The organism is Halomonas caseinilytica, assembly GCF_001662305.1.
Taxonomy (GTDB): Bacteria; Pseudomonadota; Gammaproteobacteria; order Pseudomonadales; family Halomonadaceae; genus Halomonas; species Halomonas caseinilytica.
The window spans coordinates 39,100-62,923 of the sequence record NZ_BDEP01000015.1 but is presented as its reverse complement, the minus strand read 5'-3'; the positions used below and the strand labels follow the sequence as shown (position 1 = coordinate 62,923).

The following is a 23,824-nucleotide window of genomic DNA, read 5'->3' as shown; positions in this document are numbered from 1 at the left end:
CTTGAGGCACTCCTGGCCGCATTGCAGCCGCAAATGAAAAACGTTATCGTTCGTCTCGCGATTTTCCAGTACCCATCAGGGTAACAACAAGAACGCCACTACACCGAATCGACAAGGGATCTTCTTCACCATGTCCATGCCACAACAACCGCGCTATGCCCGGCTGCGTCTACTGCCGTTCGTGCTTTGCTCCGCCCTGCCCGCCTCGGCCATGGCACAGTCCGCCACCACGGCGGAAACGCAGAGCGCCGACAGCAACGAGCTGAACCCGCTGGTGATCACCGCAACCCGCAACCGCAGCAGCGAAGGCAAGACCCCGCAGAAAGTCACCATCATCACGCGTGAGCAGATCGAGCAGCAGCTGGCGATCACCCAGGACCCCAGTCAGGTGCTCAGCAACCTGATTCCCTCCTACTCGCCCAGCCGCCAGAAGCTCAATAACACCGGCGAGACCTTCCGCGGCCGTTCGGTGCTGTTCATGATCGATGGCGTGCCTCAATCCAACCCGCTGCGCGACGGTGGCCGCGACAGCTACGCTATCGACCTCTCCATGGTCGAGCGCATCGAGGTCATCCACGGTGCCAGCGCCGAGCACGGCCTGGGCGCCACCGGCGGCATCATCAACTACGTGACCAAGCGACCCGACGGCGCCGGGGTTCAACAGCATGCCGGCATCAGCCTGACCAGCGACGACGATTTCCAGTCGGATGGCTTCGGCCACAAGCTGGACTACCGCCTCAGCGGCCAGCAAGGCGACTGGGACTACGTGCTGGCCGCCAGTCGCGAGGAGCGTGGCGTCTTCTACGACGGCAACGACGAGATCGTCGGCATGGCCTACCATGGCGAAATCCAGAACTCCGAAAGCTATGACCTGATGGCCAAGCTGGGGTACTGGATCGACGACAACCAGAACCTCGAGTTCTCGCTCAACCATTTCGACCTCGATATCAACGACGACTATGTGCCGGTATCCGGCGACCGCGACGCCGGCGTGCCGACCACGGCCCGCAAGGGCACCCCGGACAACGACCCGGGCTACAACGAAGCCACCACGGCCCGGCTGTCGTACTCCCATGCCGACTGGTTTGGCAACAACGTCGATGCCCAGCTCTATACCCAGCGATTCCGCGCTCAGTTCGGCGCCACCGGCCTTGGCTCCTTCCCCTACCAGGACGACGCCGGCAATACCCGGTATGACCACACGCGCAACGAGTCCGACAAGCTGGGCGCCAAGTTCACCCTGAGCCGCGACGGCCTGCTGAACGACCGCCTGACCCTGACCACAGGCCTCGACCTGCTGCAGGACGAGACCCAGCAGGTGCTGGTGAACACCGACCGCAACTATGTCCCGGAAAGCCAGTTTCGCAACGTGGCGGCCTTCCTGCAGGGCGACTACGACCTGACCAAGTCGCTGAGCCTGCATGCCGGGGTCCGCCAGGAGCATGCCGAACTGAACGTCGACGACTACTCGACCGTGGATCGCAGCACGAGCGTCGAGAACGACCTGGTCTCGGTCAACGGCGGTACCCCCGAGTTCGACGAGACGCTGTTCAACGCCGGCATCGTCTATCAGGCCACCGACTGGGCCCAACTCTACGCCAACTACTCCGAAGGCTTCGGCATGCCCGACGTGGGCCGCGTGCTACGTGGCGTGAGCACGCCAGGCCAGGACGTCGACGACCTGATCGACCTCTCGCCCATCGTCACCGACAACCGCGAGATCGGCGCGCGCTTCGACTGGGATCGCTACGGGCTCGAGCTGAGCTACTACGAGTCGAATTCCGACCTCGGCCAGCGCATCCAGCCCGATGACCAGGGCAACTATCGTGTCCAGCGGGAAAAGACCGAGATCCAGGGCGTCGAGGTCACCGGCGAGGCGCGCCTGAATGACGCCCACAAGCTGCGGCTCACCTATACCCACGCCGAGGGCGAATCCGACACCGACGGCGATGGCAGCGTCGATACCAAGCTGACGGGTCGCGACCTGGCACCGGACACCCTCAAGCTGGCTTGGAGCGCGGCCTGGAACGACAAGCTGTCCACTCACCTGCAGTACAGCCATTACTTCGACCGCAGCTTCGATGACCCGGAGATCGAGTTCGACGGCTATGGCCTGCTCGATGCCTCCCTGGCCTATCGCCTGCCAGTGGGCCGGGCCAGCCTGGGTATCGAGAACCTCACCGACGAGGACTACTTCACCTACTACTCGCAGTCGTTCCCTCAGTCGCCCACGCTTGAAGACGATCTGTACTTCAAGGGTCGGGGTCGTACCCTCACTCTGAGCTACCAGCTCGACTTCTGAGACACTCCATCCGATAGGCTGGCTTTTAGAGCGGCGCCCCAGGGCGCCGCTTTTTTTGGCCCTGGCACCACGGATGCCACCGAGGGATACCACCTCATGCGTCGTCCCTCCTCGCAATTGATAACGTTTTGCATTTGATGTTGTGCCATGTCATCATCCTGCCCCCATGACGCACGTCGCCGTGGCGTTCCGCTAGGCCAACGTCTTCTTTGCCCCCGCTGAGTGAGAGTCCATGCCGAATGCTCCCGGGCATGGCGGAAAGGTGCTGATCAGTGTGCTGCTGGGGACCTTTACCGTCAGCCTCAACAACAGCGCCCTGAATCTGGCCGTGGCCGAACTGATGACGACCTTCGAGGCCAGTGCCACGGATGTCAGCTGGGTGGTGACCCTGTTCATGATCGCCATGGGCATGACCATGCCGCTCACCGGCTATCTGGCCGACCGCTTCGGCCGCAAGCGCATCTATCTGCTCGGCCTGTGGGGCTTTCTGGCCGGTTCCACGCTCGGCGCCCTGGCGCAGAGCCTGGCCGGTATCATCCTCGCTCGCGGGCTGCAGGGCGTGGCCGCGGGGCTGATGATTCCCCTGTCGCTGTCGTTGATCTTCTCGGCCTATCCGGCCGACCAGCGAGGTCGTGCCAGCGGGATATGGGGCTTTGCGGTGATGATCGCCCCGGCCATCGGCCCGAGCGTCGGCGGGCTGTTGCTCGAGATCAGCCACTGGCGGGCGCTGTTCCTGATGAACATGCCGTTCGCACTGCTGGGGCTGCTGTGTGGCTATCGGTACCTGTCGGCGGAAGCTGCCAATCGGCGGCGCCGCTTCGACCTGCCCGGCTTCACGCTGATCTCCCTGGGCATGGGTGCGGTATTGTTCTCGCTCGGTCAGGTGGACACCCTGGCGAACCTGCTGGACTTCCGAGCCCTGCTCCCGCTGACCACCGGGCTTCTGGCGCTGTTGTGGTTCGTGCGCGTCGAGCGAGGCGCCGATACGCCGCTGCTCGATCTCTCCCTGTTTGCCCACCCGGGGTATCGCCTCAGCGTCATCCTGGCCTGCCTGCAGTCGATCATCCTGTTCGGCTGCATCCTGCTGGTGCCACTGTGGATGCAGAATGCGCTGGGCTTCGGCCCGCTGACCACGGGGCTGGTGTTCCTGGCCACCGCGCTGGCCGCCTCCGCCTGCTCGCCCATCGCGGGGCGCCTGATCGACCGCTACCCGCCGCAATGCTGCATCGGCGCCGGACTGTTGATCACCATGGCCAGCCTGCTCGGGCTCGCCACCCTGACGGAGGCCACGCCGGTGTGGATGATCGGTGCCTGGATGGGCCTGCGCGGTCTCGGCCTCGGCTGCGCCTACCTGCCCTCCACCACGGTGGGCATGCGTGACCTGCCCGAGTCACAGGTCGCCCAGGCCTCGGCCATGAACAACATGTCCCGGCGTCTGGTCTCGTCGCTCGGTATCGTCGCGCTGTCCATTCACTACGACACGGCCGTGCAGGCTGCGCTGCAGCAGGGCATCCCCTACACCGAGGCGAGCGCTGCCGCCCTCCACCACGCCTTCCTGGCCCTGGCGGCCATCGCCGTGCTCTGCCTGCCATTGACCTGGCGGCTCGGTCGCGCCGTGACGCGACGGGATCCACCATCGCCCAGCGAGGCGTCAGCGCCCGTCCACGCACCCGGGCATTCCCTGAAGACCGCATCCCCCAGGAGGCCGGAATGAAGACTCGCGCCAGGATCCGGCGCCTATGGCGGGCAACGCTGCTGGCATCCCTCGTGCCGCTGGGGGCCGCCGCCGATGCCCGTGACGGGCACAGCGTCGTCAATGCCTTCGGCGACACCCTCGTCCCCGCCAAACCGCAGCGTGTCGTCACCCTCTATCAGGGCGCGACGGACAGCGCGGTGGCGCTCGGCATCAGGCCGGTCGGCGTTGTCGACTCCTGGCTGGAGCAGCCCATGTATCGCTACCTGCGTGATGCGCTGGATGGTGTGGAGCACGTCGGCCTGGAGACCCAACCCAACCTGGAGAAGGTGGCCTGGCTGGATCCCGACCTGATCGTGGCCACGCGCTTCCGCCATGAGCGGGTCAAGCCGCTGCTGGAGAAGATCGCGCCGACGGTCGCCACCAGCACCGTCTTCGACTTCAAGGCCACCCTGTCGCTGATGGCCGAGGCCACGGGACGCGAGCCCCGCGCCCGCACCTTACTGCGGGACTGGGACGAGCGCGTGGCGGACTTTCGCCGCAAGATCGCCGACCGTCTGGGCGACGACTGGCCCCAGAAGGCCGCCGTGGTACGCTTCAAGAGCGACCATGCGCGTCTCTATTCCACAGGCTTCGCCGGCTCCATCCTCGATGAGCTGGGCTTCGAGCAGCCGGCATCCGTCCAGGATCAAGGGTGGGGCATGAAGCTGACCAGCGAGGAGAACATCCCGGTCATCAATGCCGACGTGATCTTCGTGCTGCTGGAACCGGATGACCCCGCCATCATCCAGAACTATCGGCACTGGACCGCCCACCCGCTCTGGCAGCGGCTGGATGCCGTGCAAAACGCGCGCGTCTTCGAGGTGGATGCCGTGAACTGGATCATGGGCGGCGGCATCCTGGCCGCCAACGCCATGCTGGACGACCTCTACCGTCATTACGGACTGGCGCCCCACCCCGGGCACACGGCCCCTTCGCCAGATAGCTCGGCCGGCGCGGCATCCTCAGACGCCGCGGCCACGGCATGCGCCGGCGATACCGCCGTGGCATCCCCCAGGGGCGAGGAGCCAGCCGCATGCTGAGTTGTCGTTTGTCACGAATCGCAGGGCTGCTGGTGGGCATGATGCTGGTCGCGGCGGCCTTCGCGGCAAGCGTCATGCTGGGCACCACGGAGATCGCCCCGCCGACCTTCGCCCAGGCCCTGATGCACTACGATCCCTCACGGGTCGCTCATATCATCATCGTCACGGAGCGCCTGCCCCGGGCGGTCATCGCCGCTCTTGTCGGCGCGAGCCTGGCCATCGCCGGCGCCCTGATGCAGACCATGACCCGCAATCCACTGGCCTCGCCAGGTATCCTGGGGATCAACGCGGGGGCCATGTTCTTCGTGGTGATCGCGGTCTCGCTGCTGCCCCTCCACGCACCGGCCGACTATGTCTGGGCAGCACTGCTGGGCGGGCTCGTCGCCGCTTGCCTGGTGATGATGCTGAGTCGCGGCCGTCAGGGTGAGCTCTCGCCGTTGCGGGTCGTCCTGGCCGGCGTGGCCGTCACGGCCATGTTCGTTTCCTTCAGCCAGGGCCTGCTGATCATCGACCGCCAGAGCTTCGAGAGCGTGCTGTACTGGCTGGCCGGCTCCGTGTCCGGGAGGGAACTCTCGCTGGTAGTGCCGCTGCTGCCGCTGTTCGGTATCGCCCTGCTGCTGTGCACCCTGCTCGTCAGACATGCCAATGCCCTGTTGCTGGGCGACGACATGGCCGAAGGCCTGGGCATGCGTGCCGGTACCATCAAGCTGCTGCTCGGCCTGGCGGTGATCCTGCTGGCCGGAAGCTCAGTCGCGCTGGCCGGCATGATCGGCTTCGTCGGGCTCATCGTGCCGCACATGGCGCGCGGGATCTTCGGCGTCGACCATCGCTGGCTGCTACCGGCCTGCGCCCTGCTGGGCGCGAGCCTGCTGCTGCTGGCCGATGTGGCATCGCGCTTTCTGATGGCCCCTCAGGATGTTCCGGTTGGCGTGATGACCGCCCTGATCGGCACGCCTTTCTTCATTTATCTGGCGCGCAGGAAGCAGGCCTGATGACCATGACCGCCTCTCCTTCCCTGAAACGCCAGGGCGAGCGTTCCCTCGAGGCCCGTCGGTTCCGCGACCTGGGCGTCACCATCTTGCTCCTGCTGGTCTTGCTCGCCAGCATGGGCGTGTCGCTCGGCCTCGGCAGTTTCCCCACGCCGTTCGTGAACGTATTGGATGCGCTGGCCACGCCACAGGACAGCGACATTGCCTTCATCATCTGGGAGCTGCGCCTGCCGCGCATCGTGCTGGCCGTGCTGGTGGGCGCGGCTCTGGCCGTGGCCGGCGCCATCCTGCAAGGCATCGTGCGCAACCCGCTGGCCTCGCCGGATGTGATCGGCATCACCAGCGGTGCCGCCATGACCGCCGTCGCCTTCCTGGCACTCTTTGGCACCGGCCTGAGCATCCACTGGCTGCCGGCTGCCGCGCTCGTCGGCGCGCTGCTTTCTGCCATGCTGGTGTTCCTGCTGGCCTGGAAAGGCGGCATCACGCCCTCGCGCATGGTGCTGGTCGGCATCGGCCTCTCCGCCGCCATGGGGGCTGTGACCACCCTGCTGATCGTGATCAGCGACGATGCGTCGGCCATGGCCGCCTATGTGTGGCTGACCGGCAGCCTCTACGCCGCCCAGTGGCAAGACGTGTTCGGCCTGCTGCCCTGGCTGCTGGTCGCCGTTCCCCTGTGCCTGTCCCAGGCGCGGCACATGGATGCCATGGCGCTGGGCGACGCGGTTGCCCAGGGGCTGGGCGTGAGCCTCCTGCGCAGCCGCTTGGTGTTGATGGCCTGCAGCGTGGCTCTGGCGGGCGCGGCCGTGGCCTTCGCCGGCGGACTCAGCTTCGTGGGCCTGATCGCCCCGCATATCGCGGCTCGCTTGGTGGGACGTGGCTTCGCCCGACTGGTGCCCGCCGCCGCCCTGGTCGGCGCCCTGATTGTGCTCTATGCCGATCTGCTCGGCCGCGTGGCCTTCCTGCCCAAAGACCTGCCCGCCGGCATCTTCGTCTCGGGAATCGGCGCGCCCTTTTTCGTCTATCTACTGCATCGCTCCCGTGGCCGCCGTCACTGAATCGGCCGGCCATCATCGCTCCATTCACTTCATGGCACGACCAGGGAAAGCCCATGTTTCATATCGCCCCCCGCCAGGACACCCTCACGGCACAGCAACGGCAACGCTTTCGAACGCTCGCCACCTCCACTCTGGGACACTTCACTGACTTCGGCGCCATTGCCTCGCTCACGCCACTGCATCGTCCTATCCGGCTTCTCGGCACGGCCGTGACGGTCAGGATTCCCCACATCGACGGTAGCATCATTCGCGAGGCGCTGAAGATGGCCTGCCCGGGCGATGTGCTGGTAATCGATGTCTCAGGCGACCAGCATCGTGCTTGCTGGGGTGAGTTCCGGGCCTACGCCGCCTTGCGCAAGCAGCTTGCGGGGGTCGTCACCAACGGCGCGATCACCGATTGGGACGCCCTGTCCCGGCTGAACCTGCCCATCTACGCTCGTTCGACCAGCCCACTGACCACCAGAGCGCTGGAGCTGGAAGGTGAGATCAATACCCCGGTCGCCATCGACGGCGTCACGATCAATCCCGGCGACCTGGTGGTAGGCGACGACGATGGGCTCTTCGTCATTCCGCCGCACCGTGCCGACGCGCTGGCCAGCGCTGCGGAGGAAAAGCAGGCACAGGAGGAGGAAAAGCGACACGCCATCGAGGCCGAATTCCCCGAGTGGTTCCGCTGACAACACGCCCCATAGAAAAACACCGCCCGATGGCATGTCGGGCGGTGTGGGTCGTATCGGGCGCCGTTCGTCTCAGGCCTCGCTCAGCGCCTCGGCTGGCATGGCCACATCCGGCAGGCCTGCGCGGATGAACGGATTGCAGGTCGAGCTGGTACCGAAGGGCATGCTGCCCGGTCCCCCGGCGCGCTCGATGATCGGCGTGATGAGGCGCTTGTAAGGCCATTGTGCCCTCTCGAAGAGCGCCTCCTTGAGCATCTCGCGGTCGTGATCGTCGAAGGGAATCGCCTCGATCCGGGCCGCAAGACGAGCCGCCACCTCTCGCCAGAGATCACGAACCGGCAAGGCGTAATGCTCCGCCAGCGTCTCGATGATCGCCCTCAGGTTGACCTGTATGGCCAGGGTCTGAAGCCAGAACAGCAGGGCCTCGAGACTGTCGTGGTACAGGGTGTTGGCGTGGCCGGGCTTGATACAGTAGCACGGGTCCTGCATGCCGTGCCGCTCCAGGCGCGCGACATTGATTCTCAGCGAGTCATGGTCGCGCAGCAGCAATCCCTCGCACCGTCCTTCCCTGAACACCAGAACGGCATTCTGGCCATGCACTTCGGCCAGCATGCCGAGCCGGAACATGCGCAGGTTGATATCGAAGAAGGTATCGCTCAGCTCGCCCAACAGCACCCGAATCGCGTCGGGGCCGGCCGTCATCCCACGCTGTGCCAGCCAGTCGTCGAACACATGGTGCTCGCCGCCCGGCAGCGGCGTTCCCAGGGTGGCCATGGGCACCAGGCGTACGTTCGGGTCCTCCAGCAAGGCTCGAGGATAACTGCGCACCATGGCGGACAAGTGCCGCGGCGCTTCGTCGAACAGCGTCGCCTCCTCCGGCATGTAGGCCCACCACTTGCCTTCGTCGCACAGGTAGAGCCCCTCGGCGAGCCAGGCATCCTTCTCCCTGGCCTGGTGCAGCAGGCGGGCGCTGAGATCGCCATTGAACATCTTGACCGCCGGCAGGTAACGCGACGCTCCCAGGGAATGGATGGCCATCGGCAGCTTAAGGTAATGCGGACTCGCCATGGTCGGTGCCAAGGAGCGAAGCGAGGACGTCGCCAGCCAGGGAGCCGTGACCGTCTCCAGCGAGACGCAGTCGCCCGCCGCGAAGGCCGCTTCCAACCAATGGGGCAGCGCATGCTCGTGCTGCCAGGGATGCACGGGAATGGCGATGTGTGTCCGAGCCAAGTCCCGTGAGCTCATCTCCCGCTCCAGCGCTTGACGGTCCTCATCACCGACGAGCCAGGCCATCGGCGCCGGACACGCCTCGTCGACTCCGGCACCGGTCATCACCCGGTCGCGGGCCATCGCGACCCAGCGCAGCGTGATGGGCGCATCGAACTCTGCCATGTAGGCGCGATACTCGTCCTCGCTGAGCCCCTGCTTGGCCTTCGCCGTGGGATGGAAGGGTCGGTCGAGCAACGACGCCCACTGCTCCATGATCGCGAAATGCTCGGCCGTATCGCGGCGCAGCAAGTCCCGTGTCGCCACCCGGTGCTCCACCGAACGTTCCGCCTGCCAGAGGCTATCGGCAAGCGCCTCGAGAAACACTTGCTGCCCCTGCCCCAGGGCCTGATCGTCGCCTTCCGCCATGGCACCGAAGACACGACGCATGAAGGCAACCGGATCGAGTGACGCCCACTCCCCACTCTCGTTATCCACCACGATCACCGGGGTCCGAGGCACCTTTTCCCACGCCTGGGCAATACCGGGCTGCAGCAACATGACCACACGTTGATGCCGACCCTGGGGCCAGCTCCAGAACCAGCGCGAGGGTTGCCCACCATGGGCCTGGAACACCGGCAGGCGGGCAACTCTGTCGTCGACCTCGGAGGCGTCCTGCCAGACCGCGCCGAGATCGTCCAGCATGCCCTCTATCAGCAGACCATCCACCAATGACTGCATGATCTGCGCCTGCGCATGATGTTGGGCATTGAAAGATTCCATGGTCGTGAACTCCGAAACGGTATCAGTACGGTCGAGCGAGGGCACATGGCTCGCTCGATGATCAGAAAGGGGAAAGTGCATCATCGGTGAACTCATGAGGGAGAGACCTCTTGCTGCTCGGTGCCCCTGGCCTCGTCGAGCGCCTTCTGCAGGGCACGAAAGGCGATGCCACGCTCATCGCCCAGCATGAAGGTGCTGACGCCACGCGCCTGCCACCGGGCCTTGGCGTCCGGCTGACGTAGGAAAGCGCAGTAGGGAAGGCCCCGTTCGCTCGCCGTGCGCTGGACCGTCTCCAGCGCCTGGACGACATCAGGATGGCCGGGCTGCCAGGTTACGCCCAGGGACTGGGACAGGTCCGCCGCCCCCTCCAGCACCATGTCGAGGCCCGGCACGTCGCAAATCGCCTCGATCCGTGCCACCCCCTGGCGGCTCTCGATCATGGCGACCACCATGATCTCCCGATTCGCCTGCACGACGTATTCCGCCAGGGAGGCCTTGCCGAAGGCACCGGGACGCCCGGCATTGAGGCTGCGCTCGCCTTCCGGGGCGTACTTGCACGCGGCCACGGCCCGCTCAAGGGTCTCAGGGTCTTCCACGTTGGGCAGCACGATGCCCTGGGCGCCCCCGTCGAGCAGGCGCAGCAGCATCTTGGGGTCGGCATCCGCGACCCGGACCAGCGGCGTCAGCCGGTAGCTCTCGGCGGTACGGATCATATGCTCGACGGTTTCCGGGTTGATCAGCACGTGTTCGGTATCGATCACCACAAAGTCGAAGCCCGCCTCCGCGATCAGTTCGATGGAGGCCGCCGTGGGCAGGGAGGCCATGACACCGTGGACTTCCCGCCCCTCGGCCAGCGCCCGCTTCAGTCGATTGGCCCTCAGCATGACACCGCCTCCTCCGGCGCAAAGGCCGCCAGCGGGTTGGGCACATGCTTGATCTGGGGATCGTCATCGCCGAAGAGACGACGACGGGTCAGGGCCTCCACCTCCCACCGGGGAGCGAAGACATCGAAGCGGCGGTAGCGCTCGCCGTGCTGCGGGTGCGCCTCTTGATAGGCCTTGATCACATCCGCCGTCATGGCCCAGAAACGCGACTCTTCCAGGCCGAAGTGCCGATGCAGGAAGACGGCCATCTCCGCCAGGGCAATGAAGAAGAAGGCATCACAGGAATAGTCGCGCACCGCCTCCAGGTCATCGGTGACGATGAAGGAATTGCGGTTGAGGGCGGCATGGCGCTCGGGCACGGGCTCCAGGACAGGAGCCAGCTCAGGCCGTGCCAGATGCGACGTACTGAAGCGCACGCCGTCATGGAAGTCCTTCAACGCCACCCTGAGCGGCCAGCCGTCGCGGTGGATGACCACGATATTCTGGCCATGGGACTCCATCCCCACCCCCTCGGCGAACAGCATGTGGATGATCGGCAAGGTGGCGACCTGCACGAGCTGCCGAGTCCAGGCTTCCAGCCCATGACGCTCCACCCAGGGGGCGATGAAGGGAGCGACGGGTTCCCCCTGGGCATCTCGCGTGAACTGGCTCAGCCCATTGAAGGGCACGGCCCGCTCGCCGTCCTGCAGGAATGCACTGACGTTCTGCCGCCAGATGGCACCGACCTTGCCATAGACATCGTTGTATCGGGACTCGGGAAAGGCGCGCTCGTCCAGCGCCACGCCGGCCACCTCGCCCAGGATCACGAACCCCGCCGCCCTGGCGGTCGCGTCCGTGTCGATGAGCCGCTGAAGCCACTGGGTAATGACGGGCGCGTTGGTCACGGTATGGCGCGCCAGGATGCGCGTGCTGGACGTATTGGTGATGCTCATCGCCAGCTTGAGATACGGCTTGTCCGTATCCCGCGGGGCCAGGGTGCGGATCGACTGCTGGGCGGTATAGGTCGTCTCGCCCTCGCCCAGCAAGGCGATCTCGCCGCTGGCCAGCTCCGGGTAGAGCGCGGGCACCAGCGCGTTTTCCCACTGCCAGGGATGCACCGGCATCAGCACGACCTCGTCTCGCGCCAGCCGCCGTCGCGCCAAGTAGTCATCCAGACTCGCCAGCACTCGCGGCCCGGCATCCTCTGCGACCCGATCGGCCAGCGCCATTCCGCTGACCGCTCCCTGGTGCGCCAGGCGGGCCGGCACGGCAAGCCACCAAACCCGCAGCGGCTGCGCGAACTCCGGCCCATAACGCTGGTTGTCCCGCAGGGAAAAGCCGAGCCGTGACTTGTAGCAGGGATGATAGCTGTGCGCGTCGGTGAAGTACTGCTCCAGGGCATCGGCATCCAACGTCTGCGGTATCTCTCGATAGGGCACCGGCCAGGCGGATGACTGCACGTCCTTGATCAGCGTCTGCGTCAGTTCGTTGACGAAGCCGGGCTGAATCGCGGCATCCCCCAACGCCGCTTCGAGGTCCTCGAGGAAGTGCTGCAGGCTCAATGGCGCCGGGGTGCCCTCATGGTCCTCGACCGTCAGCGTGGAATGCTCGAGACGAATCAGCCGGAAACTGTGGCATTGCCAGCCGCTCACCCGATAGTGGCGCACGCCCAGGGTCAGAGAGAACGAGGTGGCACCGGAGATACCGAATGACGGCTCGCCGGCGACCTCGTAGGGGAGCACGTCTTCATAGAGCAGGGTCTGCAACAGCTGGCCGATGACACGCTGCTCGATGCGGCCGTGATGCCGCCAGTGCTCCGGGGAAGCGAAAGGCGTGGAGACGGATCCCGGGGCATCGCCCAGCGTTGCCGCGTCCTGCGGCAGAACACGTTCAAGAGATGACATGATGTACCTTCAAAACCTGATAAATGGAACGGCGACCCTCTCGGTCAGCTCACCGGCTCGGCGCGCCGTTGAGCCCTCGTCTCGGGGACACTGCCCTCGCGGCTTGCGGAGACGAAGATCTGATCGGGACGTGGGTGGCACAGGAAATCCGCGTGAGAGATGTTGTAGCCATAGGCGCCGGCCAACGGCAGCACCAGCAGGTCTCCCACCTCGACCCCTTGCAGCGCCTGCTGGCGGCTCAACACATCCTTCGGAGTACAGAGCTGCCCCACCACGGTCCAGGCCCGGCGCTCCCCCTCACGCGACCGCCGAGGATCGCGCGGCAAATGGATGACCGGGTGGTCGTGCCCCTGGGCCGCGGGCAGGCGAAACTGGTGCGTGCCGCCCCGACAGACGAGAAAGCCTTCCCCGTGGCTGACCTTGGTATCGAGTACCTCGACCGCGTAGTAGCCACAGAAGGCCGAGAGAAAACGGCCGATCTCGAAGCGCACCAACGGCGGCTCATGCATGGTCGACAGGCATCGCTCCAGGGCACGGCACAGGCCAGGCCAGTCGAACTGCTCGGACGGCTGGAGATAGTTCACGCCGATCCCGCCCCCCACGTTGAGCTGGAGCACCTGCTCCGGATGGCGGGCCAGCGCGCGCCACTCGGGCCAGCGCTCCAGATAGAATGCCAGGAGCCGCTGGTGTCGCTGCTCGCATTTCTGGTGCGACATGGCATGCACGTGAAAGCCGACGAGCGTCAGGTTCGAGGCCTCATCCACCGCTTGCACGGCATCGGCCAACTGCGCCTCATCGATACCGAAAGGCGTGGCGGTACCGGCCATCCTCAGGCGGCTGGAGAAATCCGCGGGCAGCGAGGGATTGATGCGCACGAGCACGGGCTGCACGTGCCCCAGCGATGCCGCGATCGCCTGCAGGCGAGCCACTTCGCCGAGACTTTCGACATGGAAAGCCTCGACACCTCGGCTCATGGCCTCACGCATGTCGGCGTCGAGCTTGCCCGGTCCGGAGAGCACCCAGGGGCGCGGCGTCGAACAGGCGCAGGCACGCTCGATCTCGCCACCGGACGACAGCTCGAGCCCATCCACCACGGGCGCCAGCGTATCGATGATGGCCGCCTCGCTGTTGGCCTTGATCGCGTAGTAGAGCTCGACGCCCGATGGCAATGCCGCCTTCATGGCACTGCCCTGCGCCGCGAGCGCCGGCAGGTCATAGAAGAACGCCGCCATGGGATCGCGGCATGCCTGTCGATGCGCCTCGATGGCATCGAGGATGTGCCCGGGAATCCGAAAGTGCTCAGCCATAAGCCACCTCCCTGTCCACCGTCCGGGCGACCTGCCAGGGACTGGGCAGCGCTACGTACTCGGCCTGTCGGTCCGCCTGAGCCATGAGCCGTAGCTTGAAGTTGGTCTTGCAGGGCAGGTCACCACCCTCGAGCAGCGCATCCAGCTCAGGGGCCGGCATGTCCAGGGTCTGTCGCACGCGCCGCAACTCGTCCAGGGTGTCCTGCCACAGAGCGTCGCCCAGTTCGGGGCGCTGCCAGCTCAGCGCTAGGATCGCCTCGGCGACATGGTTGACAAGCAGGCAATAGGCGATTCGGTTCCACCCCTGCTCGCGGCGGTAGGTCATCGACTCCCTGACGCGGGGATGCAGAGACTCCCCCGCGAGCCAGTCCACGCCCTTGTCGTCGGTCAACTTGACCCCTTCGAAGTCACGCAGCAGCATCTTCCAGGGCATGCCCTCGTCGTGGATCAGCACGCAATTCTGCAGATGAGGTTCCATGACGATGCCATGGCGGAAGAACAGCCCCATGACCGGCGCCACCAGTGTGCGCAGATAGGTCTGGAACCACTGGCGAACGCGGCGCTCCGACGGCAGTGCCTGTTCGCCCTCGCCGTGCGTCGAACCGCCGATGAAGGACAACACCAGAGGCGCCAACTGGGTATCGCGGGCGAACAGCGTCGCGCTGAGCAAGCAGTGTTCGGGCGCGAATCGCTGACAGAAGTTTTCCCGCAGGATCACACCGGTCTGCTCCCGGAACCAGCGCTTCATGTCATCATCGCCCTCGGTTGGCGCCCAGTGCACCGTGGCCGGTTCCTGGGCCACGCACAGCGCCTCCAGCACCAAGTCCTTCATCCGGGCGAGCCGGTGCATGATGCGGTCGATGACCAACGTGCTCTCCAGCTCGTACCAGGCGTTCTTGCGTACGCAATTGGTGATGCGCACATTGAGCGATCCCTTGAGGAACCAGGGATGGCCCTCGATATACCAGGTGCGCATGGAAGCGGTGGGCGCGGCAGACCAGCCGCTCTGCCCGAGATCGCCGATGATGCCGTGGCGAATCAACTCCGCCACCCGGGGATCCCGCCGAAAGAGATCGGCCTGCACCGGGTGCATGCTGAGCACCCTGCGCTCGTTACCCTCGGCATGGGTCTGGTCGGCCACATTCAACAGCACATCCCGGTCAGTCAGCCGATTGGCCTGAACGCTCAGCCCCTCCACAGGGAAGGAAAACTGGTGCAGGGCCGTGGTCGCATTGAATTCCGGGGCATAGGCGGGCCTGTCCTGCAACAGGTGAGGCGGCCATTGCCTGGCCTTGGGCGTGGGGTGATTGGGATGACCGAACCATAGCCCCTGCTCGCTCCGACGATAATCCGTCAATGGATGACGTCCGGGATGGTCGACGGCATGCGCGACGATCGTCGTCATGACCTCCTGACTTTGCACGACCTGATCGCGAAGCTCCTGATTGAGCGTGCCGTCATGCCACTGGCAGTGCGCCAGCAGGGAGTCGATCAACTCCGCCATCTCGGGGACATGCCAGCCGGTGGCCGCCGATGCCCGCAGGTAGACATCGGAAAGATAGAAATGGCTGCCGATCACCGAGCGCCGATCTACCATCACGAACAACGACAATGATGCCGACCACTCGATCAACAAAGGCGTGCCATGCAGACGCTCCGGCAGCCCCTCCCGCCGGACCGGCCATCGATAAGTCAAGGTGTCATGGGGAATGGCCACTTCCTTGATGATGCAATTCAGCAACGCATGCGTGGATGCATGTCGGCTCGTCTCGCCGGGTAAGCGAGAGAAACGGGCATAGCTCATATGGCCTCCGCAAGAATGCCGTCCTGTAAAAACCCCCTGCCATGCTGTCTGCCGTGCCGTCGGCGCGGCCCCTCGTCGGAGAGGCTCCGCCGCCAGTCTCGGCTGCCCGCTGGCAGGCCAGTTAGCGCGTCCCTCGCTAGTCACGTTGCGAAGTTGTATTGGATGGTTGTGCTTGTTGTGTCGATCGAGCTCGCGAGAGCCTCGCTTGCCTGCCGGAAAGGCTCCCTGTCCCTACGTGTGGCGGCCCCGCACCGACGGTGATCGGAACCCCATATGCCGCATGATCAGCCACATATTGCGAGGCGCACTGTGCAAATGAGAATGATTACCCTAATCGTTGAGATTAATGATGTCCATGAGATTCGAACGATCCGTTCGCTATATGCTGATATCTCATCGTTCGGGAAGGACTGGCGGAGGCGCCTCGTTCATTGAAAATGAGAACTCTTTGTCTTAATGTCACCGACCCAGCTTCTACATCGATGGGCCCCATGCATTCAACATCCGCCAAGCCACCGCGACTGACCGGTGAAGCCCTGTGTGCCGGGTATGAATCCCGACGCGTGCTGGACGGCGTCGACCTGGCGGTGGCCGAAGGCAAGCTGACGGTGCTGCTGGGCCCGAACGGCAGCGGGAAATCGACGCTGTTGAAGACGCTGGCGCGCACCCTGCGTCCCAGCGCCGGCCGCGTCTGCCTCGATGGTCAAGACATCCATCGTTGCAACACACGGGAGGTGGCGCAGCGCCTGGGCATTCTGCCTCAGGGCCCTGCCGCGCCGGAGGGCCTCACGGTCAGACAACTGGTCGCCATGGGCCGCTTCCCTCACCAGCGCCTATGGCGACAGAATGCCGAAGAGGATGCCCGCGCCGTGCGCGAGGCGATGGCCTATACCGATGTCACGGACTACGCCGAGCGCAGCGTCGACGCACTTTCCGGCGGTCAACGGCAACGTTGCTGGATTGCCATGGTGCTGGCTCAGGAAACGAACCTGATCCTGCTCGATGAGCCTACCACCTTCCTCGACCTGAAGGTCCAGGTCGACCTGCTCGAACTGCTGTCCCGCCTGGCCCATGAGCACGGCCGAACCCTGCTGGTGGTCCTGCACGATCTCAACCTGGCCGCCGCCTACGCCGACACCCTGGTGATGATGCGAGACGGCGCCATTCTCCACCAGGGCGCGCCTCGGGATGTCTTCACCGCTGCCAATCTCAAGGCAGTCTTCGATCTCGATGCCAACGTCATCCACGATCCGCATTCCCGGCGCCTGGTCTGCGTGCCCACGCCAGGCATGCGCGCCCCCGCGCCATCCCCGACACCCAGCGAACGGATCGCGCCATGAACCAACGCTTCTGCGCCGTGGAAAGCCGCGCCATCGACGACCCGCTGGTCGGTAGCGGCACCCATCCCGAACGCAACCTGCTGCTCAGCTGGCCTCGTTCCAAATGGCAACGCAACCTGCGCCAGGCCAGCGACATGCCCGAGGCACTCCTGACAGCCCTGCATGCCCTGCCCGACGAAGGGCGACGCGTCAATCTGATCCACCGACGAGAGCAGTCCGAACGGCACCACCGCGTGTTCCTGATGCCCGAGCGTCAGGCCTTCGACATCCCCCGCGACACACTCGGCGACTTCATCGCCGCCCTGCGGCGTGGCGATGACCTGGCCGCCTGGCAGCCCGAAACGGTGGAGCGCTCACTGGTGCTGTGCTGCACCCACGGCAAGAAGGACAAGTGTTGCGCCAAGTTCGGCTTCGCCACCTACAAGGCCCTGGCCGAGGCGGTACGCCAACGCAACCTGCCCTTCGAGGTCTGGGAGAGTACCCATCTGGGCGGCTGCCGGCTGGCAGCCAGCGCCCTGCTGCTGCCGCAACTGCGCAAGTATGGGCGCATCGGCGACGACGATGTCCTGCCGTTGCTGGAAAGCGAGGCACGCGGCCGACCTTACCTGCCCTGTTATCGCGGCGACTCCCGACTCACGCCGCACCAACAGTGCGCTCAGGTCGCCGCTCTAGAGTGGCTGGCAGCGCAAGGCCTGGAGGCAGACGTCAGGGTCGAGGACAACGCTGCGGAAGCCGACGAGACGGATCGCGACCTCGTGGTCACATGGAACACCGGACGTCAGGAGGGAAAGCTGACCATCCGCTGTCACGCACTGGAGTTGATGCGTTACGACACCTGTGCCGATCTGCCGAACGGCCCTTCACCGAGCCAGGTATGGCGCGCCGTCGAAGTCCGGGAGGGCACGCCGGCCCTGGCATGATCGTGGGGCGACTCAGGACACTGTCGTCGTCAAGGACCCCGTGCCATTGCGCGTCGGCTCGAGAATCTCCCTGGCCATCTCGCGACCAGCGGCGGTAAGCACGAGCGTCTCGCCCCGGCGTTCGATCAGACCAGCAGCACAGCTCCGCTCGACCACCCGGTTCGCCTTGGCGCCATCCCATAGCAAGTGTTCGCGCAACGCCTGGGTGACATTCTCCACCCACTGCTCCGGCCCGTCCTCATGGTTGTAGAGATGCACCGCCAGGGTGCGGATCTCGTTGACCCGACGCTGGCCGCGACGTCGCAGCACCTGGGCGACCATTCCGTAGCGCGGCCCGACCAGGAAGGCCAGCAGCAAAAAGACACCGGTCATCACCGCCATCATGCCGCCGATGGAAACGTTCCAGGCCACGGCCAGGAAGTAGCCCGAAACGCTGGAGGCGATCGAGACCAGGGCACCATAGACGAACATCATCCACAGGCGGTCCGTCAGCAGATACGCTGCCGAAGGCGGCACGATGACGAAGGCCACGAAAAGCACCGCGCCCACCGCATCGAAGGCCGCCACGGCGGTACCGCTGGTCAGGAGCAACAAGAGATAGAACAGCACGCCAGGAGCCAGTCCCAGCGCCTTGGCCAGCGCCTCGTCGAAGGTGGCGATCTTGAGCTCCTTGTAGAAGAGCGTGACGAAGGCCCCGTTGATCAGCGTCATCGCCCCCATCCACAACAGCGCCTGGGGAACGCGGTAATCGCCGATGGTCAAGGTATCGAGCCACACGAAACCGATCTCGCCGAGCAGCACCGTGTGGGTATCGATATGCACGTCCCGCGCATAGAGGTTGAGCAGCAGCACCCCCGCCGAGAACAGCACCGGAAACACCAGCCCGATGGCCGCATCCTTCTTGACTCGCCGCGTGCTGACCAGCAACTCGGTGAGAAAGACGGTGAGCAGGCCCGTCAGGGCGGCACCGACGATCTGCACCGGACCGCTCTGCTGGTGGGTCAGCAGCCAGACGACGACGATACCGAAGACGATGGAGTGGCCGATGGCGTCGGACAGCATGCTGACGCCGCGCAGCACCAGGAAGGTGCCCACCAGCGAAGAGGCGATGCCTACCAGGGCGCCGACCAGCATGATCATCAGGGCCGCATTGTCGAACAGCGAAGCCAGCATCAGCGTTCCTCCTGTCCGAGGGAGTCGAGGATGCGCTTGGCCTCCTCGAAGCCCGACGCCGTCAACACCCAATGCTTGGCCCCGCCGGGTTCATCGGGCGGGGCCGAGCGCCACTCGACCAGGCCGCGCTTCTGCAACTGGCGCAATGCCGCTCGGGTACGATGCCCGTGATAGGTATCCAGCATGCCTTGCTCGGAGCGAAACACCGGATCGGCATGATGCACCGCAAGCCGATAAAGCGTGGTCAGCACCTGCTGGTAACGCAGCCGGCGCCGGCCACGCCACAGCCGCACGCCCTCCCAGACGAATCCCCTGCCCGGTGCCAGCAGCAACGACACCATCACCACGCTGGAAACACTGAGAATGATCAGCGGCCCCGTGGCCAGCCCCCGTGACAGGGCACTCAGCACGGCGCCGAACACCCCGCCCGACACACCGATCACGGCGGCCAGCATCACCATGCCCTCGAGCCGATGACTCCATTGCCGAGCCGCCACCGCCGGCGCGATGATCATCGCCGCCATCAGCACCACGCCGACCATCTGCAGCCCGACCACCACGGCCAGGGCAATCATCACCGTCAGGATCACCTCGAGCCACATCACCGGCATGCCGAGCGAAGCGGCGAACTCGGGGTCGAAGGATACCAGCTTGAATTCCTTCCACAGCGCGATCACCAGGGCCAGAGCGGCGACGGTGATGCCGCCCATGATCCACAGGTCGCCGCGCAGGGTCGCCGCGGCCTGGCCGAACAGGAAGGCGTCGAGACCGCCCTGGGCAGCATTGTTCATGTTCTGGATGTGAGTCAGCAGCACGACCCCCAGAGCGAAGGAGGTGCTCAGCGTGATGCCCAGCCCAGCATCGGTCTTGAGTCGGCTGTTGCGGGTCAGCAGCAGCATCACCAGCGCGGCCAGCGCCCCGGTGGTCAACGCCCCCAGCAGAATGATGCCCATCTCCCGGGCACCGGCGACGATGAAGCCGATGCAGACCCCCGGCAGAGCCGCATGGGACATGGTGTCACCGAGCAGGCTCTGCTTGCGCAGCACGGCGAAACTGCCGAGCACGCCGCTGATCAGCCCCAGCAGCGCCGCGCCGATGGCCACGTTCTGGATGGTGTAGTCATGCAACAAGCCAAGCAGCGACATCGTCACGTCCCCGCGGTCTTGTCGGCGGGCATGAAGGCCGCCTCGTCGAGCAGGGCGATCTGCCCGCCGTAGGCGCGGCGCAGGTTCTCGGCGGTATAGACGTCCTCCACATGGCCCTGGGCGATGACCCGGACATTGAGGATCAGCAGCCAGTCGAAGTAGCTGCGCACCGTCTGCAGGTCATGGTGCACGACGATCACCGTCTTGCCGTCATCGCGCAGGCGTCGAAGAATATCCACGATGGCCCGTTCGGTGGTGGCATCGACCCCCGCCATGGGCTCGTCGAGGAAATAGACATCGGCCTGCTGCACCAACGCCCGCGCCAGGAAGATTCGCTGCTGCTGTCCGCCCGATAGCTGGCTGATCTGGCGATCGGCGAATGCCTGCATGCCGACCATCTCCAGTGCCTGCATGGCCTCCCGACGCTCACGTCGCCCCGGTCGCCTGAGCCAGCCGAGCCGGCCATAGAGGCCCATGGTGACCACGTCCAGCGCCGTGGTCGGAAAGTCCCAGTCGACACTGGAGCGCTGCGGCACATAGCCCACCCGCCGGCGACGCGCCCGATAGGGCCGACCGAACAGGGTGACGTGCCCCGCCACCGAAGGCACCAGGCCCAGCACGCTCTTGATCAGGGTGCTCTTGCCGGCGCCGTTCGGACCGACGATGGCCGCCATCACGCCGGGCGGCACGTCGAAGTCGATGTCCCACAGCACCGGCTTGCTATGGTAGCTGACGGTCAGATCCTCGACGTGGAGGGCAAGATCCGGTTCATGTAACGGCGTCGTCATGGGCGAAGCGAACTCTCGAACAAAACGGTTGGATGTGGGGACTCACGAGGAAGCGATGTCCCAGTGCGCCGCCCAGGCGTCGAGGGCTTCGGGCAGCACCGGCGTCTCACCGCCGAGCGCCTCGACGATATGCCGGGTATTACGATACAGCATGCCGATGTAGGTGCCATCGGCAGTGCCTGCCTCTCCCATGGCATCCGAATAGAGCTGCCCGCCAATGGACACTTCCTGGCCCTTCTCGCGCGCGGCCTCGATGACGGCCTGCACGGTACGGGGATTGATGGTGCTCTCGATGAACACCGAAGGCACTTCGCGATCCACGACGACCTGTGCCATCTCGCGGATATCCGCCACACCGGTTTCAGTGGAGGTACTGATGCCCTGAATACCGGCCACCTCGATATCGTAGGCACGACCGAAGTAGTTGAAGGCATCATGCGCGGTGACCAGGATGCGCTGCTGTTCGGGGATCGAGGCGATGCTCTCCTTCACCCATTGATGCAGGGCCTCGAGCTGGGCGCTATAGCGCGACGCGTTCTCCTGGATGCGCGACTCGCAGTCGGGCCGGGCCTCGCTCAAGGCCTCGGCGACCGTCGGCACGATCTGCGACCAGAGGGAAGCATCCATCCACAGGTGAGGATCGATGCCGTAGACATCCTGAACGGTGATCAGGTTCTCGGTATCGATGGATGAAGGGGCCACCGCGATCGTCGGCTTGGTCTCGGCAAAACGCTCGAGGACATCACCGAGCTGCCCTTCCAGGGAATAGCCGGAGTAGAAGATCATCTCGGCCTGCTGGAAAGTGGCAACATCACGGGCACTGGCCTGATAGAGGTGCGGGTCGACCCCCGGGCCCATCAAGGTCGTGACGTCGACGCATTCACCGCCGACCTGACCGACCACATCCCCCACCATGCCGGTGGTGGCCACCGCCTTCAGCGGCGTCGATTGCTGTGCCATGGCAGGGGCGGCGGCGAAAGCCAGCACCATCGAGAGCCCCGCCGCCATCAGTTGTCTTGTCATTGCATCCTCCATGCGTAATCGAGAGCACGCAGGTATAGCATTGGCCATGCATCCGAGTAAAAGCAGTTGCATCAATCGGTGCGATATATAACGTTATAGAGGTCGCCAGGGCGGAACTTCCCTCGACAATGCCACATGACGGTGTCGTCCTCTCGACACCCAGGATCAAGGAGAGACCCTAATGACCTCACGTACCCTTCTCAACACCGCGCTTCGCCCTGTCCTGCTCGGTACCGGCCTGCTGCTGTCAGCCAGCGCCATGGCCGCGCCGCAGGGCCTCTACTCCACCGAGGAGCTGCTCGACGCCGATGTCTATGCCAAGTCCGACAGCGACCAGGCCATCGGTGACGTGGAAGACGTGCTGCTCGACAACGACATGCGCGTCCATGCGCTGGTCATCGATACCGGCGACCTGTTCGACCTGGGCGACAAGCAGTACGTGGTCGGCGCCGAGCACTTCACCGTAGAGACCCACAACGGCGAGAGTCTCGACAACATCGAGTACAGCGTCCATCTCGACCTCGATGCCCAGGCTCTCGGGGAGCAGCCTGAGTACACCAACACCTGGTGGAACCAGGCCAAGGACAACCTCCAGCAGGCCTGGGAAGAGACCAAGGAAGGCGCCGCCAGCGCCTGGGAAACCACCCGTTCGGCCACCAGCGATGCGCTCGACAAGGCCGGTAACGTCCTGGAATCCGTTGGCGAGGAGACCCAGCAGGCAGCCGACGACGCCGCCCAGTAACCCACGCCCTCACCATCCGGGCCCGGCCGCTGGCCGGGCCCTCGAATCGATATTGACGTCATGCCACGCCGGCCCTGCCTGGCAACTCGACGCGTATTGACACCTCTCGGCCAGTACCCAGCAAAGCGCTGCATAAATCGCCGCGTATCGTGAAGCACAAGGCGCACCGTGCATAACATCGCCAAGAGCGCATTTGAACCGTCTTTGGACGGGCCGCAGAGCCGTGTTGCCCTCAGCGAATCCGGCGCAATCCCGTCAATATCGGCGCCCCGCTCTGCGGGTCATGCATCAGAACGCAGTCTACGCCGTAGAGCTCGCGTACCAGCTCCCGCGTGACCACCTCCCCCGGCGGGCCTGCCGCCACTACCCTGCCCTCACGCATCGCCACCAGATGATCGGCATAACGACAGGCAATGGGCAGATCGTGCAGCACCATCGCCAGGGTTCGCCCCTCATCGGCCAAGTGCCGCACCAGTTCGAAGACCTCCAGTTGATGCCCCAGGTCCAGCGCCGAGGTGGGCTCGTCGAGCAGCAACAGCGATGTCTGCTGAGCGATGATCATGGCGATCCAGGCGCGCTGGCGCTGCCCGCCGGAAAGCGACTCCAGCGGACGATCGGCCAGCGCATGCAGGTCCGCCGCCGCCAGCGCCTCGTCCACCACCCGCCGGTCTTCCGCCGACCACTGACGCAACCAGCTCTGGTGCGGCTGGCGGCCAAAACCGATCAGCTCGGCAACGGTCAGCCCTTCCGGTGCCCGGGCCTCCTGGGGCAGCAACGCCAGCCGCCGGGCCAGCTCCCGGGCTGGCAGCCGGACGATGTCATTGCCATCGAGCAGCACATGGCCACTCTGCGGCGAATGCAAACGCGCCAGCCCCGCCAGCAGGGTCGACTTGCCGCACCCGTTCGGTCCGACGATGGCGGTCACCTGGCCGGCCGGCAGGCGCACGTCCAGATCGACGACGACCGGCGTTCGATCATGGGCGAGCGTCAGTTCCCGCGCTTCAAGGGAACAAGCGGCGACATTCATC

General features: G+C 65.2%; 19 protein-coding genes. 9 read left to right on the top strand and 10 right to left on the bottom strand.

The genetic code is table 11. From position 1 onward, the window contains the following. Nucleotides 1-130: 130 nt before the first annotated feature. The 6 genes from A9O65_RS09055 (at nucleotide 131) to A9O65_RS09030 (ending at nucleotide 7,798) form a co-directional block, all read left to right on the top strand. Nucleotides 131-2,302 (top strand): TonB-dependent receptor, encoded by a 2,172-nt coding sequence (locus A9O65_RS09055; RefSeq protein WP_064701931.1) that lies wholly within the window; start codon nucleotides 131-133, stop codon nucleotides 2,300-2,302. Nucleotides 2,303-2,534: 232 nt separating this feature from the next. Beyond that, on the top strand, nucleotides 2,535-4,016 hold the full coding sequence (locus A9O65_RS09050) for a DHA2 family efflux MFS transporter permease subunit (protein WP_064701930.1): 1,482 nt from the start codon (nucleotides 2,535-2,537) through the stop codon (nucleotides 4,014-4,016). Continuing rightward, the gene (locus tag A9O65_RS09045; RefSeq protein ID WP_064701929.1) at nucleotides 4,013-5,077 is read left to right on the top strand and encodes an ABC transporter substrate-binding protein; all 1,065 of its coding nucleotides are present in this window, start codon (nucleotides 4,013-4,015) and stop codon (nucleotides 5,075-5,077) included. The genes A9O65_RS09050 and A9O65_RS09045 overlap by 4 nt, the downstream gene beginning before the upstream one ends. Next, entirely contained in the window at nucleotides 5,071-6,069 is a 999-nt protein-coding gene (locus A9O65_RS09040) for a FecCD family ABC transporter permease (protein WP_064697924.1), read from the top strand. The genes A9O65_RS09045 and A9O65_RS09040 overlap by 7 nt, the downstream gene beginning before the upstream one ends. Nucleotides 6,070-6,074: 5 nt before the next feature. Then, nucleotides 6,075-7,121, top strand: coding sequence for a FecCD family ABC transporter permease (locus tag A9O65_RS09035; RefSeq protein ID WP_064702052.1), 1,047 nt, complete (start codon nucleotides 6,075-6,077; stop codon nucleotides 7,119-7,121). A gap of 53 nt (nucleotides 7,122-7,174) precedes the next feature. Then, on the top strand, nucleotides 7,175-7,798 hold the full coding sequence (locus tag A9O65_RS09030; RefSeq protein WP_064701928.1) for an RraA family protein: 624 nt from the start codon (nucleotides 7,175-7,177) through the stop codon (nucleotides 7,796-7,798). A gap of 72 nt (nucleotides 7,799-7,870) precedes the next feature. Here the strand turns inward: A9O65_RS09030 and A9O65_RS09025 are convergent, their stop codons facing one another. From A9O65_RS09025 to A9O65_RS09005, 5 genes are all read right to left on the bottom strand, one after another. Beyond that, nucleotides 7,871-9,787 carry an IucA/IucC family protein gene (locus A9O65_RS09025; RefSeq protein ID WP_254783096.1) on the bottom strand — a complete coding sequence of 639 codons (1,917 nt, stop codon included), beginning with the start codon at nucleotides 9,785-9,787 and terminating at the stop codon, nucleotides 7,871-7,873. A 92-nt stretch (nucleotides 9,788-9,879) separates the two neighbouring features. Next, nucleotides 9,880-10,671 (bottom strand): HpcH/HpaI aldolase family protein, encoded by a 792-nt coding sequence (locus tag A9O65_RS09020; RefSeq protein ID WP_064697921.1) that lies wholly within the window; start codon nucleotides 10,669-10,671, stop codon nucleotides 9,880-9,882. Beyond that, nucleotides 10,665-12,554: an IucA/IucC family protein gene (locus A9O65_RS09015; protein WP_064701926.1), complete on the bottom strand. Its 1,890-nt coding sequence runs from the start codon at nucleotides 12,552-12,554 to the stop codon at nucleotides 10,665-10,667. The genes A9O65_RS09020 and A9O65_RS09015 overlap by 7 nt, the downstream gene beginning before the upstream one ends. A 44-nt stretch (nucleotides 12,555-12,598) precedes the next feature. Continuing rightward, complete coding sequence (locus A9O65_RS09010; RefSeq protein WP_064697919.1) at nucleotides 12,599-13,861, bottom strand: type III PLP-dependent enzyme; 1,263 nt, start codon at nucleotides 13,859-13,861, stop codon at nucleotides 12,599-12,601. Next, entirely contained in the window at nucleotides 13,854-15,665 is a 1,812-nt protein-coding gene (locus A9O65_RS09005) for an IucA/IucC family protein (RefSeq protein ID WP_064701925.1), read from the bottom strand. Before A9O65_RS09005 ends, A9O65_RS09010 begins: the two co-directional genes overlap by 8 nt. A gap of 491 nt (nucleotides 15,666-16,156) precedes the next feature. Between A9O65_RS09005 and A9O65_RS09000 the strand changes: the two genes are divergently transcribed. Both A9O65_RS09000 and A9O65_RS08995 read left to right on the top strand, forming a co-directional pair. After that, on the top strand, nucleotides 16,157-17,005 hold the full coding sequence (locus A9O65_RS09000; RefSeq protein WP_064697917.1) for an ABC transporter ATP-binding protein: 849 nt from the start codon (nucleotides 16,157-16,159) through the stop codon (nucleotides 17,003-17,005). Then, nucleotides 17,002-17,925, top strand: a complete 924-nt coding sequence (locus A9O65_RS08995; protein ID WP_064701924.1) for a ferredoxin family protein — start codon at nucleotides 17,002-17,004, stop codon at nucleotides 17,923-17,925. The genes A9O65_RS09000 and A9O65_RS08995 overlap by 4 nt, the downstream gene beginning before the upstream one ends. Nucleotides 17,926-17,937: 12 nt before the next feature. Here the strand turns inward: A9O65_RS08995 and A9O65_RS08990 are convergent, their stop codons facing one another. The 4 genes from A9O65_RS08990 to A9O65_RS08975 are packed head-to-tail and all read right to left on the bottom strand — an operon-like array spanning nucleotide 17,938 to nucleotide 22,054. Next, complete coding sequence (locus tag A9O65_RS08990) at nucleotides 17,938-19,098, bottom strand: metal ABC transporter permease (protein ID WP_064697915.1); 1,161 nt, start codon at nucleotides 19,096-19,098, stop codon at nucleotides 17,938-17,940. After that, on the bottom strand, nucleotides 19,098-20,243 hold the full coding sequence (locus A9O65_RS08985) for a metal ABC transporter permease (protein WP_064697914.1): 1,146 nt from the start codon (nucleotides 20,241-20,243) through the stop codon (nucleotides 19,098-19,100). Before A9O65_RS08985 ends, A9O65_RS08990 begins: the two co-directional genes overlap by 1 nt. 2 nt (nucleotides 20,244-20,245) lie before the next feature. Beyond that, nucleotides 20,246-21,031, bottom strand: coding sequence for a metal ABC transporter ATP-binding protein (locus tag A9O65_RS08980; RefSeq protein WP_064701923.1), 786 nt, complete (start codon nucleotides 21,029-21,031; stop codon nucleotides 20,246-20,248). A 42-nt stretch (nucleotides 21,032-21,073) separates the two neighbouring features. Further along, nucleotides 21,074-22,054, bottom strand: coding sequence for a metal ABC transporter solute-binding protein, Zn/Mn family (locus A9O65_RS08975; protein WP_064701922.1), 981 nt, complete (start codon nucleotides 22,052-22,054; stop codon nucleotides 21,074-21,076). A gap of 181 nt (nucleotides 22,055-22,235) precedes the next feature. Between A9O65_RS08975 and A9O65_RS08970 the strand changes: the two genes are divergently transcribed. Continuing rightward, nucleotides 22,236-22,796 carry a PRC-barrel domain-containing protein gene (locus A9O65_RS08970; RefSeq protein WP_064697911.1) on the top strand — a complete coding sequence of 187 codons (561 nt, stop codon included), beginning with the start codon at nucleotides 22,236-22,238 and terminating at the stop codon, nucleotides 22,794-22,796. Nucleotides 22,797-23,028: 232 nt separating this feature from the next. Here the strand turns inward: A9O65_RS08970 and A9O65_RS08965 are convergent, their stop codons facing one another. After that, complete coding sequence (locus A9O65_RS08965; protein WP_064697910.1) at nucleotides 23,029-23,823, bottom strand: ABC transporter ATP-binding protein; 795 nt, start codon at nucleotides 23,821-23,823, stop codon at nucleotides 23,029-23,031. Between the last annotated feature and the right edge of the window lies 1 nt (nucleotide 23,824).

Excerpts from the sequence above, each read along its gene's own strand:
- A9O65_RS09055 (WP_064701931.1), top strand. The coding sequence starts at position 131 with ATGTCCATGCCACAACAACCGCGCTATGCCCGGCTGCGTCTACTGCCG.
- A9O65_RS09050 (WP_064701930.1), top strand. The coding sequence starts at position 2,535 with ATGCCGAATGCTCCCGGGCATGGCGGAAAGGTGCTGATCAGTGTGCTG.
- A9O65_RS09045 (WP_064701929.1), top strand. The coding sequence starts at position 4,013 with ATGAAGACTCGCGCCAGGATCCGGCGCCTATGGCGGGCAACGCTGCTG.
- A9O65_RS09040 (WP_064697924.1), top strand. The coding sequence starts at position 5,071 with ATGCTGAGTTGTCGTTTGTCACGAATCGCAGGGCTGCTGGTGGGCATG.
- A9O65_RS09035 (WP_064702052.1), top strand. The coding sequence starts at position 6,075 with ATGACCGCCTCTCCTTCCCTGAAACGCCAGGGCGAGCGTTCCCTCGAG.
- A9O65_RS09030 (WP_064701928.1), top strand. The coding sequence starts at position 7,175 with ATGTTTCATATCGCCCCCCGCCAGGACACCCTCACGGCACAGCAACGG.
- A9O65_RS09025 (WP_254783096.1), bottom strand. The coding sequence starts at position 9,787 with ATGGAATCTTTCAATGCCCAACATCATGCGCAGGCGCAGATCATGCAG.
- A9O65_RS09020 (WP_064697921.1), bottom strand. The coding sequence starts at position 10,671 with ATGCTGAGGGCCAATCGACTGAAGCGGGCGCTGGCCGAGGGGCGGGAA.
- A9O65_RS09015 (WP_064701926.1), bottom strand. The coding sequence starts at position 12,554 with ATGTCATCTCTTGAACGTGTTCTGCCGCAGGACGCGGCAACGCTGGGC.
- A9O65_RS09010 (WP_064697919.1), bottom strand. The coding sequence starts at position 13,861 with ATGGCTGAGCACTTTCGGATTCCCGGGCACATCCTCGATGCCATCGAG.
- A9O65_RS09005 (WP_064701925.1), bottom strand. The coding sequence starts at position 15,665 with ATGAGCTATGCCCGTTTCTCTCGCTTACCCGGCGAGACGAGCCGACAT.
- A9O65_RS09000 (WP_064697917.1), top strand. The coding sequence starts at position 16,157 with ATGCATTCAACATCCGCCAAGCCACCGCGACTGACCGGTGAAGCCCTG.
- A9O65_RS08995 (WP_064701924.1), top strand. The coding sequence starts at position 17,002 with ATGAACCAACGCTTCTGCGCCGTGGAAAGCCGCGCCATCGACGACCCG.
- A9O65_RS08990 (WP_064697915.1), bottom strand. The coding sequence starts at position 19,098 with ATGCTGGCTTCGCTGTTCGACAATGCGGCCCTGATGATCATGCTGGTC.
- A9O65_RS08985 (WP_064697914.1), bottom strand. The coding sequence starts at position 20,243 with ATGTCGCTGCTTGGCTTGTTGCATGACTACACCATCCAGAACGTGGCC.
- A9O65_RS08980 (WP_064701923.1), bottom strand. The coding sequence starts at position 21,031 with ATGACGACGCCGTTACATGAACCGGATCTTGCCCTCCACGTCGAGGAT.
- A9O65_RS08975 (WP_064701922.1), bottom strand. The coding sequence starts at position 22,054 with ATGACAAGACAACTGATGGCGGCGGGGCTCTCGATGGTGCTGGCTTTC.
- A9O65_RS08970 (WP_064697911.1), top strand. The coding sequence starts at position 22,236 with ATGACCTCACGTACCCTTCTCAACACCGCGCTTCGCCCTGTCCTGCTC.
- A9O65_RS08965 (WP_064697910.1), bottom strand. The coding sequence starts at position 23,823 with ATGAATGTCGCCGCTTGTTCCCTTGAAGCGCGGGAACTGACGCTCGCC.